Raw genomic sequence first — 13,705 nt, forward strand, 5'->3', positions numbered from 1 at the left:
GCCGCGCCCGGAGCCGGCGGTCACGCGGTGAGGCCGGCGACGCGCAGGGCGTGGAGCAGGTCCCAGTGGCATTCGTCTGACACGCTCCGGGCCGCCTCCAGGAGGAGCGGCACGAGGCGATGGGGGTCCGCCTCGGCGCTGCGGGCGGCCTCCTCGGGGGCGCGCACACGGACGTACGCGTCGAGGAGCGCGTCGAGCTCACGCCGACGGCCCTGGTGGACGAGGTCGAGTACGGCGGCCCCGATCTCGGGTGCGGGCCGGGAGACGCCCTGGCGCAGCAGCTGCCGGCCGTCGGGGGTGCGGCCGGCGGCGGTGAGCGCGTCGGCCGCGGCGACCAGGCGGTCGGCGGGCAGCGAGGCCGCCTCCCACAGCAGGGTGGCCCAGTCCGCGTCGAGACCGGCGCGGTGCAGCTCGGCCGCGAGCAGGGGGAATCGTGCGGCCGGCCAGTACGCCGCCTCGACGAGCAGGGCGTGCGCCTCGCCGCTGCGGCCTTCGCCGCGCAGCCGCGTGAGTGTCCCGACGGTGTCCGCGGTGAGCCGTCGCGCGTCCTCGTCCACCGGCTCCGGCCGCGTGCGCGGGCGCACGGGTTCCTCGGCGGCCCCCGCGAAGCGTGCGCCGCGCGGTGTACGCCTGCTCGGCGCGGCCGGGGCGGGCATCGCAGGCGCCGTCTCCGGCAGGGCCGTGGGCGCCTCGTCCGGCTCCGCCATCCCGGCGAAGCGGGCGCTGCCCCGGGAGCGGCGCTTGGAGCGTTGTTTCGGCGCGGGGCGCTCGGGGGCGGGCTGGGAGCGGTCGGGGGCAGGCTGGGAGCGGTCGGCGCGCTCAGGGGGCGCAAAGGCGCCTTCAGGACTCGTGCTCGGGTCGGTCGCGCCCCGCTGCTGTCGTGGGACACGCGACGCGCCCCCGCCCTCACCCGCGACTCCCCCGCCGTCGCGCCCGGAGTAGGGCCCGTCATGCCCGGCGCCCCTGCCGCCCCGTCCGGCTCCCTCGCTTTCCCGCCCAGCGTAAGCCCCTTCAGGCCCGACGTACGGCCCTTCACGCCCGGCGTACGGGGCGTGCGCGTCGGCGCCGGAGCTCGGGGCGTACGCGTCGGGGCCGGAGCTCGGGGCCGTTCGTTCGAACGGGGCGTACGCGCCGGAGCCGGGCGGGGTCCACCCGTCCGGCGGGACGGGCGCGGCGCTCCGGATGTACGCCCCTTCGCCGCCCGGTGCGTGGTCCACCGGCGGAGACACGGGCCCCGCCTGCTCAGGGACCCTCGGGCGGGCGCCGGGACCTGGCTCCTGGGTCCGGTCGAGGGAGCTCGCGCCGGTGTCGTACCCACCCGCTTGCAGGCTCGGGTGCCCGCTCGGGTGCGCGCCGGAAGCACCCGTCTCCGGGCCGCGCCGGGCACCTCCCGTCCCGGACGGGTCCGCCCAGTTGTCCGGCTGCCCGGCCCACGCGCCGTCCTCGGCGACGGGGGCCGGAAAGCTCAGCGCGTCCTGCGCGCGGGTGTGCGGGGCGCGACGGTCGACGATGTCCATGCGGTGGCGGAGTTCGGTGCAGCGAGCGGTGGCGCGTTCGTGATCGTCCTGGGCCCAGGCGAGGTCCAGACGGATCGTCTCGGCCTCTTCCCGGGAGGTGGCCGAGTGGAGCAGCCCGCCCAGTTCGGCCTGGCGTTCGGCGGCGTAGCGCTGTTCGCGGAGCATGACGTCGAGGCGGTCACCGAGGGCGTCCCGGCCGCCCGGGCGGGCGTCGTACGCGGCCAGCGAGGCGTCGTGCAGGCCACGGGCCCGTTGGGTCTCCTGAGCGGCGGCGCGCTCCCCGAACTCCGCGCCGACATCATGCAGGAGCGCCTCCACGACGTCCCAGGGCGGCACTTCCCAGCCCTGGAGGCAGGCTCGCATCCCGTCGGGATCGCGTTGCCAGAAGACTCCGCACCAGCCGCCGTTCTGGTCCAGTCGTTCCACCAGCCCGTTCAGGTACCTAGCGAACTCCAGTACCTGTCCCGGGAGTTGTTCTACAGCCATCACCCAACTCCCCGCCCGACGTGAGTGTTCCGCCCCGGTAGAAAACACCAACTGTGTTACGGGACGGCTACAGGGAGTTTTCGGAGCGGACGCAGAGCCCTCAGGGCGGGACCGCATCGGCGCACTCCCCGTCGGGCGCGCCGATGTCGAGCGACCCTACGCCCCTCCCCCATCTACTTGTTGAAAGCGGACCTATCGCACCCCGCGCGCGACGGCCGGCGCGGGGCGCGCGAGCCCGCAGCCGAACTCCCGGGAGAGCGGCGGACCTTGGGGCGGCCCCAGAACGGCGACGTCGGCCCGCCCCGGCCATCGGCAGACACGGGGCCACCGACGCGGACGACCGGCAGAGGCGGCCGAACGGGTCGGCGGACGGGGGCATGACACACCGCTCCTCGTGCGGCACCCGGACGGCGCCCGGCGGCCGGTCAGACCACCGGCACCAACGCGCACCGCACGACGAGGTCGTCCATCGAGAGCCCGAGGGCCCGCGCCAGCGCCGCGACCGTGAAGAAGGCGGGCGTGGGCGCGCGCCCGGTCTCGATCTTGCGCAGGGTCTCCGCGGAGATTCCGGCCACCCCGGCGACGTCCACCATGCTGCGACGGCCGCGGGCCTCACGCAGCAACCGGCCGAGCCGCTCGCCGCGTTCGCGCTCTTCGGGGGTCAGGGGGGTTCGCACCATGGACCCATTCTAGTACCGGTATAGTAATTGGCATGGTGGAACTGAAGACGGACACGTCGATCGACGAGATGCGCGCGGCCGGCCAGGTCGTGGGCAAGGCGCTCACGGCGGTGCGGGAGGCGGCCGACGTGGGCGTCTCCCTCCTGGAGCTCGACGAGGTGGCGCACCAGGTCCTGCGCGACGCGGGCGCGAGCTCACCCTTCCTCGGCTATCGCCCCTCCTTCGCGCCCACGCCCTTCCCGGCGGTCATCTGCGCCTCCGTGAACGACGCGATCGTGCACGGCATCCCGACGGACCAGCGGCTGCGCGACGGCGACCTGGTCTCCATCGACTTCGGCGCCGAACTGGGCGGCTGGGTGGGCGACTCGGCGATCAGCTTCATCGTCGGTGAGCCGCGCGCCGCCGACGTGCGGCTCGTGCGGACCGCCGAGCTCGCCCTCGCCGCGGGGATCGAGGCGGCCGTCGTCGGGAACCGCGTCGGGGACATCGCGCACGCCGTCGGCACGGTGTGCCGCGCGGCGGGGTACGGGATCCCGGAGGGCTTCGGCGGGCACGGCGTGGGCCGCCGGATGCACGAGGACCCGCCCGTCCCCAACGAGGGCCGTCCGGGCCGCGGACTGCCCCTGCGGCACGGCATGGTCCTCGCCATCGAGCCCATACTCATCGGCGGCGGCGCGGACGGCTATCACGCGGCCCCCGACGGCTGGACGCTGCGCACCGACGACGGCTCCCGAGCGGCCCACACCGAGCACACGGTGGCCATCACTGACGCGGGCCCGCGCATCCTGACGGCGCGCTGACCTCTCGGGGAGTCAACTGCCGCGGGGCGAAAGGGCAGTCCTGCCGCCCCGCGGCACGATCGCTACGGCGTGGGCCGCACCACCATGGCCGAACCTCCGCCCCGCCGCACCTTCTCCGCGGCGGCCAGCCACTTGCCGTTCGCGAGGCGCTGGACGCCCGTTGCCGCGCCGATCTCCGGGTTCGCCTTGAAGGAGTGGCCGATGGCTTCGAGCCGCGCCTTCAACGGGCTCTCGTACAGGCCGGGTTCGAGTTCCGTCTGGGCGGCGTTGCGCTGGCTGGCGCGTGGCGTGGCGATCGCGTCGACCAGCGGGAGGCCGCGGTCGACGAACTCGGTCAGCGTCTGCAGCACGGTGGTGACGATGGTCGCGCCGCCCGGTGAACCGAGCGCCACGACGGGTTTGTCGTACCGGTCGAGCACGATGGTCGGCGAGATCGAGGAGCGCGGACGCTTGCCGGGACCCGGCAGGTTGGGGTCGTGCACGGCCGGGTTCGCCGGCGCGAAGGAGAAGTCGGTCAGCTCGTTGTTCAGGATGAAGCCGCGCCCGGGGACGGTGATCCCGCTGCCGCCGGTCTGCTCGATGGTCAGTGTGTAGGCGACGACGTTGCCCCACTTGTCGGCCACCGTCAGATGGGTCGTGTTCTCACCCTCGTACGTCGTCGGGGCGGCCGTGCCCGCGGTGGTGCAGCCGGCGGGACGGCTCGGGTCGCCCGGCGCGAGCGGGCTCGTCAGCACCGCGTCGTCCTTGATGAGGCAGGCTCGCCCGTCCGCGTACTTCTGCGAGAGCAGGCCCTTGGTGGGTACGTCCTCGAAGGCCGGGTCGCCCACCCAGCGGCCCCGGTCCGCGAACGCGATCCGGCTCGCCTCGATGTAGCGGTGCAGATACTGCGCCTCGCTCGCCTTCGAGAGGTCCGTCCTCTCCAGGATGTTGAGCGCTTCGCCGACGGTGGTGCCACCGGAGGAGGAGGGTGCGATCGAGTAGACCTTCAGACCGCGGTACGAGGTCTTGGTGGGCGCCTGGCGCTTCGCCTCGTACGCCGCGAGATCGCCCAGGGACAGCTTGCCGGGGCGGGCGTTGTAGCCGGACGCCGGGTCCACGGGCGGCTTGTTGACGGTACGGACGATCTCCCGGCCGAGGCCGCCGCCGTAGACCGCGTCCGCTCCCTTCCTGCCCAGCTCTTCGTACGTGCGGGCCAGATCGGGGTTCTTGAAGGTCGATCCGACGACCGGCAGCGAGCCGCCGGGCAGGAAGAGCTTCGCGGTGTCGGGGAAGTTCTTGAAGCGGGCCTGGTTGGACTCGGTCTGCGAGCGGAAGGTCGCGTCGACCGTGAACCCGGCGCGGGCGATGCGCTCGGCGGGCTTCAGGACGCTGCCCAGGCGCTTGCTGCCCCACGCGTCCAGGGCCGTCTGCCAGGTGGCGGGTGTGCCCGGTGTGCCCACGCCCAGCCCGCTGGTGACGGCGTCCGCGAAGGCGAGCGGCTTGCCGTTCTCCAGGAACAGCCCGGAGTCGGCGCTCAGGGGCGCGGTCTCGCGCCCGTCGAGCGTGCGCACCGTGCGGGACTTGGCGTCGTAGTAGACGAAGTAGCCGCCCCCGCCGATGCCGGACGAGTAGGGCTCGGTGACGCCGAGGGCCGCCGCCGTGGCGACGGCCGCGTCGACGGCGTTGCCGCCCTGCTTCAGGACCTCGATGCCGGCGGCGGAAGCGTCCGCGTCGACGCTCGCCACCGCGCCGCCGTAGCCGACCGCGACGGGCACCTTCGCGGCGGGCGACTTCGCGACCGCGGCCGGTGGCCCGGGCGGCGCCGCCGCACCGACCGACACCACCGCGGCCGAAACCGCCAAGACCGCCAGATTCCGCGCAAGAGGGCGACGCATCCGTACCTCCAGTCAACAACCGTCTGCGCAGCGTAACTTCCCCGGCATGCCCGCGTCAGGCCCCCTCGAACGCCGTTTCGTGAGCCCGCTAGCATGCGCGCCCATGAATGACGACGTGCGCAACATCGTCCTCGGCGTCCTGGCGACCGGCCTCAGTGCCGCGCTCGGCTGGCTCGCCCGTACCTATCTGTGGAAGCGCAAGCTCCGCCGCAAGCAGGCGTTCTTCGGACTGCCCGACAACTCCGAGTCGCTGCTGGTGGTGAACCGCGAGGCGGGTGGCCCCGAGCTCACCGTGATGCGCCATGACGTGTTCGCGCTTCTCGAACTGTCCGCACTGATCAAGGACTGCGGCGCGCACGCCCAGGTCATCGCGCACGACGCGACGCAGCAGGGCTTCGGGGAGCGGACGGAGTTCTGTGTGGGCGGGCCGGCGTCGAACCGGCGCATGGCCGCGCATCTGCACTCCCTGCTGCCCGGCATACGCGTCAACGTCGACTCCGAGCCGGGGCCCGACCGGGGTGCCTTCCAGGTCGGCAGCGAGCGCTTCCGCCTGGAACCGGGCAAGGCCGAGTACGTGATCCTCGCCCGGCTGACCGCGGGACAGACCCGTGATGCGAGACCGGTCTTCCTCTTCTGCGGCCAGCGCGCGATCACCAACCAGGCGGCGACCCGCTATCTCGCCCGCAACCACACACGCCTCGCCCGCAAGCACGGCAACAGCAGCTTCGTACTGCTCCTCAAGGTCGTGAATTCCCAGGCGTACGGCCCCGATGTCGTCGAAGTCGTCGCGGACGTCACCCGCGCCGCCCAGACCCCGCTGCCGACGCCGCCGCCCACGACGCCGGACCCCGAAGAAGGCGAGAAGACCCCAGCGGCACCGACCACGACCCGCTCGCGTCGGCGTACATGACACCGACGCGCTTTCCGGCCGCCCGCGCGGACACAGGGTCGACCGGATCCCACGCAATGAACACTTCAACAATCGTTACCCGCACGTAACTTACCGACGGGTTACTTCGGGTAGGCCGCCGAGGTTACCGTCGGGTCACTTTGCACTGACCGAGTGAGGAGTGACCCGTTGGGACACGGTCGCAACCCCCTGCGCACAACCGCCGTCGGTGCCGTCTCCGCGACACTCATCGCCGCCGCCGGCCTGGGCCTGGCCCCCGCCGCCCAGGCCGCGGGCGGCACGAGCGGCGTCCGCTTCGTCGACATCTCCGGAGACGGCGGCACGACCCTCAAGGGCAATGTCGTCACCCCCGCGGGAGCCGACGGCACCCGCGCCTACCCGCTCATCGTGCTGCCCACGAGCTGGGGCCTGCCCCAGGTCGAGTATCTGGCGCAAGCCCAGAAGCTCGCGAACTCCGGCTATGTGGTGGTCAGTTACAACGTCCGCGGCTTCTGGCAGTCGGGCGGCGAGATCGAGGTCGCGGGCCCGCGCGACACGGCCGACGTGTCCAAGGTGATCGACTGGGCGCTCGCGAACACTCCCGCCGATCCACGCAAGGTCGGCGTGGCGGGCATGTCCTACGGCGCCGGAATCAGCCTGCTCGCCGCCGCGCACGACAAGCGCATCAAGGCGGTCGCGGCGCTGAGCGGCTGGGCGGACCTCACCGAGTCGATCTACTCCGGCCGTACCGAGCACGTACAGGCGGCCGCCCTGCTGGACGGCGTCGGGCACATCACCGGCCGCCCCGCGGCCGAGACCCAGCAGGTGTTCAAGGACTTCTTCGACTCGAACCTGTCGAAGGAGCAGGATCTGATCGAGTGGGGGAAGAAACGTTCCCCCGCGACCTACGTCGACCAGATCAACAAGAACGGCGCCGCCGTCTTCATGGCCAACACCTGGGGCGACACGATCTTCTCGCCCAACCAGTACGCCACGTTCTACGAGGAGCTGACCGGGCCCAAGCGGCTGGAGTTCCGCCCCGGCGACCACGCCACCGCCGAACTGACCGGCCTGTTCGGGCTCCCCAACGACGTGTGGACCGACACCGGCCGCTGGTTCGACCGCTATCTGGCGGGCGAGGACAACGGGATCGACCGCGAACAGCCGGTCCAGCTCAAGTCCCGCTCCACAGGCGGCTACGAAGGCTATCCGGACTGGAAGTCGATCGGCGCGACCACGAGGAAGATCGCCCTCGGGGGCACCACCAGGATCCACGCGAACGTCGACTCGGGCGCGGACGGCGGGATCATCTTCCTGTCCAGCATCCTCGACCAGCTCACGCGGATCCCGCCGGTCGCCTCGATCCCGCTGCTGCCGCGCTACTGGGCGGCGGTGTGGCAGTCGGAGAAGTACGCGAGCGCCCAACACATCCGCGGAACCGCCAAGTTGCACACGACGGTCACCGGTACCAAGGAGAGCGGCACCCTCGTCGCCTACCTCTACGACGTGGGCCCGCTCGGCCTCGGCAAGCTGGTCAGCAACGCGCCGTACACCTTCCACGGGCAGACGCCAGGAAAGCCGTTCGGTGTGGACCTGAAGTTGTTCTCCACGGCCTACGACGTCCCGGCAGGGCATCGACTCGCCCTGGTGGTCGACACGGTCGACCCGCTCTACATCGAGCACAACCCGTCCGGCGCGCAGCTGACCTTCTCCTCGCCTGAGCACGACCCGTCCTACGTGTCGGTGCCCCTGCGCGAACAGTGATCTCCGGCTGCCGCCGGCCGGGCCTGGCCCTGTGAGCTGCTGCTCCCCCTACGGTGTCGGGGCTGTGGGGGGAACCCCACCAGGCAGCAGCGTCCCTGGTTCGGCCGGAGCCACCACGGCCTCGGTCTCGGGACTGCGCCGCTCCCACCGGGACGCCCGCGGGGCGGACCAGGAGAACAACACGCACATCCCGATGCAGATCGGCGAGATCACCGTCACCACGGGGATGAACGGCAAATCGTAGTCGAGGTTCGCCGCGATCAGCTTCCCGGTGGGAAGGAACTCTTCGTAGGTGAAGGGCGCGGACCGTTGCCACGCCGTCATGGCCAGGAGGATCACCGCCAGTACGGGCTCCGACGGCAGGTTCCCGACGGTGAGGATCGACACATCGCCACCGCGCGGGACGCGACGACCGTACGGCTGGGCCTGCTTGGCGCGGGCGATGAGGTGTGCGCGACGGCACGCCCGCTTCGGGGTGAGCGTCTTCAGGTGCTGAATCCCTTGCGTGGCCGGGCAGTCGGGAACCTGTTCGGGGACGGGTCCCCGGGCGGGCGGACGGTCCGGCGCGGCGCCCGCGGTGGCCGCGGCGAGCCGTGCGGTGAGCGCTCGCGGGCGCGCGGGCACACGTGTGGTACGGATCATGCGGAGCGCTCCCCGCTCAGTGCTTGAGGATCTTGGAGAGGAAATCCTTGGCGCGGTCGCTGCGCGGGTTGACGAAGAACTCCTCCGGGGCGCGGTCCTCGATGATGCGGCCGTCCGACATGAAGACGACACGGTTGGCGGCGGAGCGTGCGAAGCCCATCTCGTGCGTGACGACGACCATGGTCATGCCGTCGCGCGCGAGTTGCTGCATCACCTCCAGGACTTCGTTGATCATCTCGGGGTCGAGCGCCGAGGTCGGTTCGTCGAACAGCATCACCTTGGGGTCCATGGCGAGCGCGCGGGCGATGGCCACACGCTGCTGCTGTCCGCCGGAGAGCTGAGCCGGGTACTTCGGGGCCTGGGAGGCGAGGCCCACCCGGTCCAGGAGTTCCCGTGAGCGCTTGTCGGCCTCCTCCTTCTTGCGGCCGCGGACCTTCGTCTGGCCGAGCGAGACGTTCTGCAGGACCGTCTTGTGCGCGAAGAGGTTGAAGGACTGGAAGACCATCCCCACTTCGGCTCGGAGCCGCGCGAGGGACTTGCCCTCGTCCGGGAGCAGCTGTCCGTCGAGCTTGATCGTCCCCGACTCGATGGGCTCGAGCCGGTTGATCGCCCTGCACAGCGTCGATTTACCGGACCCGGACGGGCCGATGATCACGACCACCTCCCCCTTGCCGACGGTGAGGTTGATGTCCTGCAGAACATGCAGCTCCCCGAAGTACTTGTTGACGTCGTGCAGCTCGATCAACGGATCGACGGCCATCCCGGTCCTGCCCACTCTCGGCTGTGTCGGTCAGCGCAAACTATCGACGCAAATCGGTACTTAACGGGCGACACGCACGCAGGGCAATTAACCGTATTTGAGGCTGCGTGACGAGCAGATCACGACACTCCGGCGATCCCCCGGATGCCTCCCGGCCCTCCAGGCCTCTACGCCTCCGCGGCCTCGGCGTACATCTGGGACAGCTCGGGGACGCCCTGTACGGCCCAGTCGAGTCCGGCCTCGACGACCGGGATCTCGCGGCCCGAGGCCAGACGGACCGCCGGGCTGCCTCCGGGCCAGACGTGCCAGGCAGCGCCCGGGACCGTGCGCACCACGACCGTGCCGAGATAGAGGCCGGCGTCGTTGCCGAGCCAGGGCAGCGCTTCGGGGTCGTCGCGCCACAGCGGCAGGAGCTGGTCGAGCGCCGCCAACGAGGCCGGGGTGTCGTCCAGTTCGAGGCCGACGGCCGCGGCGTGGGAGCGGAGCAGTTCACATTCCGAGAGCAACTCGGCGACCCCCTCCGGATCGTCCTCGAAGACGGCGGCGAGGGCCTGGTCCCGCCGCACCGGATGCCGCTTGCGCCACTTGTCCAAGAAGGGGATGTTCATGACCGGCCTCTCCGTGGGTGCGATCGCCGAAGCTCCGCGTTCCCGGCAGGTGACAAGAATGTATCTTGCGGCAGTTCATCACGAAATGGGGCGAATCGCGCCGCCCATCGGACCGCGACCCGGACCTCCCGCAGGTCTTCCCCGGCCGGGCGAGGCGCACCCTTGCCGGGCGGGTTCCTCGTCCACAGGGTTCAACGCGGCATGATTTCCACGCGTGTTGGCTTGCGCGCTTCGCCGGCCGTACAGCGCGCCACGGAAAGGGAGTTGCCCGTACGGAACGCCGTGCGGTCGGTCGACGAGAGCGCCGGGGACCGCCCCGGCGGGCGACGGCGGAAGGACGGACGGTCTCGATCTCCATGTGGTCGGGCTGGACGCCGTCGACGGCACTCCGGTGCTCGACATCAAGCCGTGTCCGCGGGAGTTCGGGCCGGGCGAGACGGTGGGCCGCGCGAGACGGTGGTCCAGCCGGAGCGGGCGGGCGAACCGATGCGCCGCTCCCCATGAAGTCCGGTCGGGTGAGGACGGCTTCCAGCCGTGAAGATCCGCGGAGTCCGGACATCGCCCGGCCACGCCGTGCCGCGGACGCGGCCACGCCGAGGCACGGACTGGTCGGGGCACGGACTGGTCGGGTGCCACGCCGAGGAGCGGACGGGTCGGGGCCTAGACGTCCAGGTCCACGACGACCGGCGCGTGGTCCGAGGCGCCCTTGCCCTTGCGCTCCTCGCGGTCGACGTACGCGTCCTTGACCGCCGTCGAGAACGCTTCGTTGCCGTAGACGAGGTCGATGCGCATACCGCGGTTCTTCGGGAAGCGGAGCTGGCGGTAGTCCCAGTAGGTGTACGGGTGCTCGTACTTGAGGGGGCGCGGGACCACGTCCGTCAGGCCCGTCTCGCGCAGGGCGGCCAGCGCGGCGCGCTCGGCGGGCGTGACATGGGTCAGGCCCTCGAACGCCGCCACGTCGTAGACGTCGTCGTCCGTCGGGGCCACGTTGTAGTCGCCCATCACCGCGAAGGGCCGGCTGCCCGCCGCGTCGCCCGCGACCGCGGCACGCAGGGCCTCGAACCACTGGAGCTTGTACGCGTAGTGGGCGTGGTCCACCTCGCGGCCGTTCGGCACGTACACCGACCAGACGCGGACCGGGCCGCAGGTCGCGGAGACGGCCCGGGGCTCCTCCACACCCTCGTACCCGGGGTCACCGGGGAGGCCCTCGACCACGTCCTCCAGGCCGACGCGCGAGATCACCGCCACGCCGTTCCACCGGCCCGTGGCGTGCACGGCGGACTCATAGCCCAGCTCGCGCAGCTGTTCGACCGGGAACTGCTCGGCGGCGACCTTGGCCTCCTGGAGGCACAGCACGTCCGTGCCGCTGCTCTCCAGCCAGGCCAGCAGCCTCGGGAGACGGGCGGTGATCGAGTTCACGTTCCAGGTGGCGATGCGCATGCCTCACAACCTACCGGGCGGGTACGACAACGGGTCCGCCGCAGACACCCGGGCGCCGCCCGGACAGCGCGGGAGAACCGCCGGTTCGCACACGGCCGGCTCAGACCTCCGCCGACGCCCCCGGCGTGAGCCGCAGGTGCTCGGAGCCGCCGAGGGCGCCGATCTGGCGGTCGTAGATCGGCCGGGCCAGGTCCGTGAGCAGGGCGTCGTGGATGTCGTACGCGCGTTGCGGTTTGACCTCGCGGACGTACTCGATGACCTCGGAGATCTTGTTCCACGGGGCCATCACCGGCAGCATCAGCGTCTCGACCGGCAGGTCGGGGACGGTGAGGGCGTCGCCGGGGTGGAAGACGCGGCCGCCGTCGACGAGATAGCCGACGTTGGTGATGCGGGGGATGTCCGGGTGGATCACGGCGTGCAGCTCGCCGTGCACCTGGACGTCGAAACCGGCGGCGGTGAACGTGTCGCCGTGGCCGACGGTGTGCACCCGGCCGGGGAAGGCGGCGGAGACCTTCTCCGCCACCGAGCGCAGCGTCCAGATCTCGGCCGCCGGGTTCGCCTCCATGGCCGCCCGCAGCCTCTCCTCGTCGAAGTGGTCCGGGTGCTCGTGCGTGACGAGAAGGACGTCCGCGCCCAGAGCTGCGTCCGTCTCGCTGAAACCGCCGGGGTCGATGACGAGCGTCCGCCCGTCCTTCTCGAGACGGACGCAGGCGTGCGACTTCTTCGTGAGCTTCATGGGTCCATCCTGCCCCCGCACCCGTGCGGAGGCAGGACTCCTGCGGACCTCACCGCCCGCTCACTCCTCGGGTGTCGTCTCCTCGCGGATGACCTGCTGCGCCACCTTGAACGCGCTGTTCGCGGCCGGCACACCGCAGTACACGGCCGTCTGGAGCAGGACTTCCTTGATCTCCACGGGGGTCAGACCGTTGCGCAGGGCGGCGCGGGTGTGGAAGGCGAGCTCGTCGAGGTGGCCGCCCGCGACCAGGGCGGTGAGCGTGACACAGCTGCGCGAGCGCCGGTCGAGCCCGGGCCGGTCCCAGATCTCGCCCCACGCGTACCGCGTGATGAACTCCTGGAAGTCCCCGGAGAACTCGTCCGCCGAGGCCAGCGCCCGGTCGACGTGCGCGTCTCCCAGCACCTCGCGCCGCACCTTGATCCCGGCGTCGTAGGGATCGGGCCGCCCCATCACCTCGGGCGGTACGACGGCCGGGGCGATCTCGGCGAAGGGCCCGGCCTGCGGCGGAACGACCGCGAGGGACGGCGCCGGCGCGACCTGGACCGCCATCTGACCGGTGGACGAGTCGAAGGCGGGCTGCCAGGCCGTGGAGAAGTGCCGTACGAGCAGATCCGTGACGGCCGCCGGTTGCTCCACGGGAACCAGGTGCGAGGCACCGGGCACGACCGCGAGCCGGGCGTCCGGTATCCCGGCGACCAGGGTCCGCGCCTCCGCGGGCCCGGTGACCTGGTCGTCGGAGCCGACCAGGACGAGCGTGGGCACACCGACCATGCCCAGTTCGGCCCGCACGTCGAAGGCGGCGAGCGCCTCGCAGGCAGCGATGTAGCAGCCGGGGTCGGTGGTACGCACCATCTGCACGGCCCACTCGGTGATCGCGGGCTGGGCCGCCACGAAGCCGCTCGTGAACCAGCGTTCGGGCGAGGTACGGGCGATCGGGTCGAGCCCGTTCGATCGGACGATCACCCCGCGCTGCCGGAACTCGTCGGCCGTGCCGAACCGGGGCGAGGCGGCGATCAGCGCGAGGGAGGCGATCCGCTCCGGACAGCGCAGCGCCAGCTCGATCCCGAGGGCTCCGCTGAACGCGCAGCCCGCGTACCCGAAACGCCCGACACCGAGCTGGTCGAGCGTGGCGAGCAGCCGCCCGGCGAGTTCGGACACCGATCCGGCCGGATACGCGGGGGCCCCGCCGTGTCCCGGCAGGTCGAAGCGGAAGACCCGCCAGCTCTTCGCGAGCTCCGGGACCTGCCTGTCCCACATGTGCCAGGTGGTGCCGAGCGAGGGTCCGAGTATGAGGACGGGGGCGTCTTCCGGGCCGTCGATGCGGTACTGAAGGGCAGGGGTCTTCGTCTCACTCACCGCCCCACGCTAACTTCCGCCCCTGTCCGGGAGGAAATGGGGCCCATTCGTCCACGGCGCCCACACGGGTCCGCCACATGCGTCCAAGCCCTGGTCGGAGCACTCGTGGCGGGTCCACCGGACCGACTCCGACCGGCTCGGACCGAGTTGGAC

11 protein-coding genes and 2 pseudogenes are annotated in these 13,705 nt (G+C 71.7%); 4 read left to right on the top strand and 9 right to left on the bottom strand.

Annotated elements, in window-relative coordinates; all coding sequences use genetic code 11:
* Positions 1–20 precede the first annotated feature (20 nt).
* Both ACFWBT_RS13220 and ACFWBT_RS13225 read right to left on the bottom strand, forming a co-directional pair.
* Positions 21–2,003 (bottom strand): hypothetical protein, encoded by a 1,983-nt coding sequence (locus tag ACFWBT_RS13220; RefSeq protein WP_385699046.1) that lies wholly within the window; start codon positions 2,001–2,003, stop codon positions 21–23.
* A gap of 425 nt (positions 2,004–2,428) precedes the next feature.
* Positions 2,429–2,683, bottom strand: coding sequence for a helix-turn-helix domain-containing protein (locus ACFWBT_RS13225; protein ID WP_266763772.1), 255 nt, complete (start codon positions 2,681–2,683; stop codon positions 2,429–2,431).
* 32 nt (positions 2,684–2,715) lie between these two features.
* Here ACFWBT_RS13225 and map point away from each other — a divergent pair, with 32 nt between their 5' ends.
* Positions 2,716–3,483, top strand: coding sequence for a type I methionyl aminopeptidase (map, locus tag ACFWBT_RS13230; protein WP_385699049.1), 768 nt, complete (start codon positions 2,716–2,718; stop codon positions 3,481–3,483).
* A 62-nt stretch (positions 3,484–3,545) separates the two neighbouring features.
* On the opposite strand, the gene ggt is transcribed toward map, so the two are convergent.
* A complete protein-coding gene (gene ggt / locus ACFWBT_RS13235; protein ID WP_385699051.1) occupies positions 3,546–5,357 on the bottom strand; it encodes a gamma-glutamyltransferase in 1,812 nt (603 codons plus the stop codon).
* 103 nt (positions 5,358–5,460) lie between these two features.
* On the opposite strand from ggt, the gene ACFWBT_RS13240 reads away from it, so the two are divergent.
* Positions 5,461–6,267 (top strand): hypothetical protein, encoded by an 807-nt coding sequence (locus ACFWBT_RS13240; protein ID WP_385699053.1) that lies wholly within the window; start codon positions 5,461–5,463, stop codon positions 6,265–6,267.
* A gap of 168 nt (positions 6,268–6,435) precedes the next feature.
* A complete protein-coding gene (locus ACFWBT_RS13245; protein WP_385699055.1) occupies positions 6,436–8,010 on the top strand; it encodes a CocE/NonD family hydrolase in 1,575 nt (524 codons plus the stop codon).
* 48 nt (positions 8,011–8,058) lie between these two features.
* On the opposite strand, the pseudogene ACFWBT_RS13250 reads toward ACFWBT_RS13245, so the two are convergent.
* From ACFWBT_RS13250 to ACFWBT_RS13260, 3 genes and pseudogenes are all read right to left on the bottom strand, one after another.
* A pseudogene (locus ACFWBT_RS13250) lies at positions 8,059–8,307 on the bottom strand (amino acid ABC transporter permease); the annotation flags it as partial.
* Positions 8,308–8,668: 361 nt separating this feature from the next.
* Positions 8,669–9,412: an amino acid ABC transporter ATP-binding protein gene (locus ACFWBT_RS13255; RefSeq protein WP_385699057.1), complete on the bottom strand. Its 744-nt coding sequence runs from the start codon at positions 9,410–9,412 to the stop codon at positions 8,669–8,671.
* A gap of 167 nt (positions 9,413–9,579) precedes the next feature.
* Positions 9,580–10,020, bottom strand: coding sequence for a DUF6278 family protein (locus ACFWBT_RS13260; protein ID WP_385699060.1), 441 nt, complete (start codon positions 10,018–10,020; stop codon positions 9,580–9,582).
* Positions 10,021–10,354: 334 nt separating this feature from the next.
* Here ACFWBT_RS13260 and ACFWBT_RS13265 point away from each other — a divergent pair.
* Positions 10,355–10,558 (top strand): annotated as a pseudogene (locus ACFWBT_RS13265) (hypothetical protein); the annotation flags it as partial.
* Positions 10,559–10,680: 122 nt separating this feature from the next.
* Here ACFWBT_RS13265 and ACFWBT_RS13270 read toward each other — a convergent pair.
* The 3 genes from ACFWBT_RS13270 to pcaC form a co-directional block, all read right to left on the bottom strand.
* Positions 10,681–11,460 (bottom strand): exodeoxyribonuclease III, encoded by a 780-nt coding sequence (locus tag ACFWBT_RS13270; protein ID WP_385699063.1) that lies wholly within the window; start codon positions 11,458–11,460, stop codon positions 10,681–10,683.
* A gap of 100 nt (positions 11,461–11,560) precedes the next feature.
* Positions 11,561–12,196: an MBL fold metallo-hydrolase gene (locus ACFWBT_RS13275; protein ID WP_385699066.1), complete on the bottom strand. Its 636-nt coding sequence runs from the start codon at positions 12,194–12,196 to the stop codon at positions 11,561–11,563.
* 60 nt (positions 12,197–12,256) lie between these two features.
* On the bottom strand, positions 12,257–13,552 hold the full coding sequence (pcaC, locus tag ACFWBT_RS13280; protein WP_385699068.1) for a 4-carboxymuconolactone decarboxylase: 1,296 nt from the start codon (positions 13,550–13,552) through the stop codon (positions 12,257–12,259).
* Positions 13,553–13,705: the final 153 nt, after the last annotated feature.

This window comes from Streptomyces sp. NPDC060027 (assembly GCF_042737005.1).
In the GTDB taxonomy this organism is placed as follows: domain Bacteria; phylum Actinomycetota; class Actinomycetes; order Streptomycetales; family Streptomycetaceae; genus Streptomyces.

Excerpts from the sequence above, each read along its gene's own strand:
- ACFWBT_RS13270 (WP_385699063.1), bottom strand. The coding sequence starts at position 11,460 with ATGCGCATCGCCACCTGGAACGTGAACTCGATCACCGCCCGTCTCCCG.
- ACFWBT_RS13260 (WP_385699060.1), bottom strand. The coding sequence starts at position 10,020 with ATGAACATCCCCTTCTTGGACAAGTGGCGCAAGCGGCATCCGGTGCGG.
- ACFWBT_RS13225 (WP_266763772.1), bottom strand. The coding sequence starts at position 2,683 with ATGGTGCGAACCCCCCTGACCCCCGAAGAGCGCGAACGCGGCGAGCGG.
- ACFWBT_RS13275 (WP_385699066.1), bottom strand. The coding sequence starts at position 12,196 with ATGAAGCTCACGAAGAAGTCGCACGCCTGCGTCCGTCTCGAGAAGGAC.
- ACFWBT_RS13240 (WP_385699053.1), top strand. The coding sequence starts at position 5,461 with ATGAATGACGACGTGCGCAACATCGTCCTCGGCGTCCTGGCGACCGGC.
- ggt (WP_385699051.1), bottom strand. The coding sequence starts at position 5,357 with ATGCGTCGCCCTCTTGCGCGGAATCTGGCGGTCTTGGCGGTTTCGGCC.
- ACFWBT_RS13255 (WP_385699057.1), bottom strand. The coding sequence starts at position 9,412 with ATGGCCGTCGATCCGTTGATCGAGCTGCACGACGTCAACAAGTACTTC.
- map (WP_385699049.1), top strand. The coding sequence starts at position 2,716 with ATGGTGGAACTGAAGACGGACACGTCGATCGACGAGATGCGCGCGGCC.
- ACFWBT_RS13220 (WP_385699046.1), bottom strand. The coding sequence starts at position 2,003 with ATGGCTGTAGAACAACTCCCGGGACAGGTACTGGAGTTCGCTAGGTAC.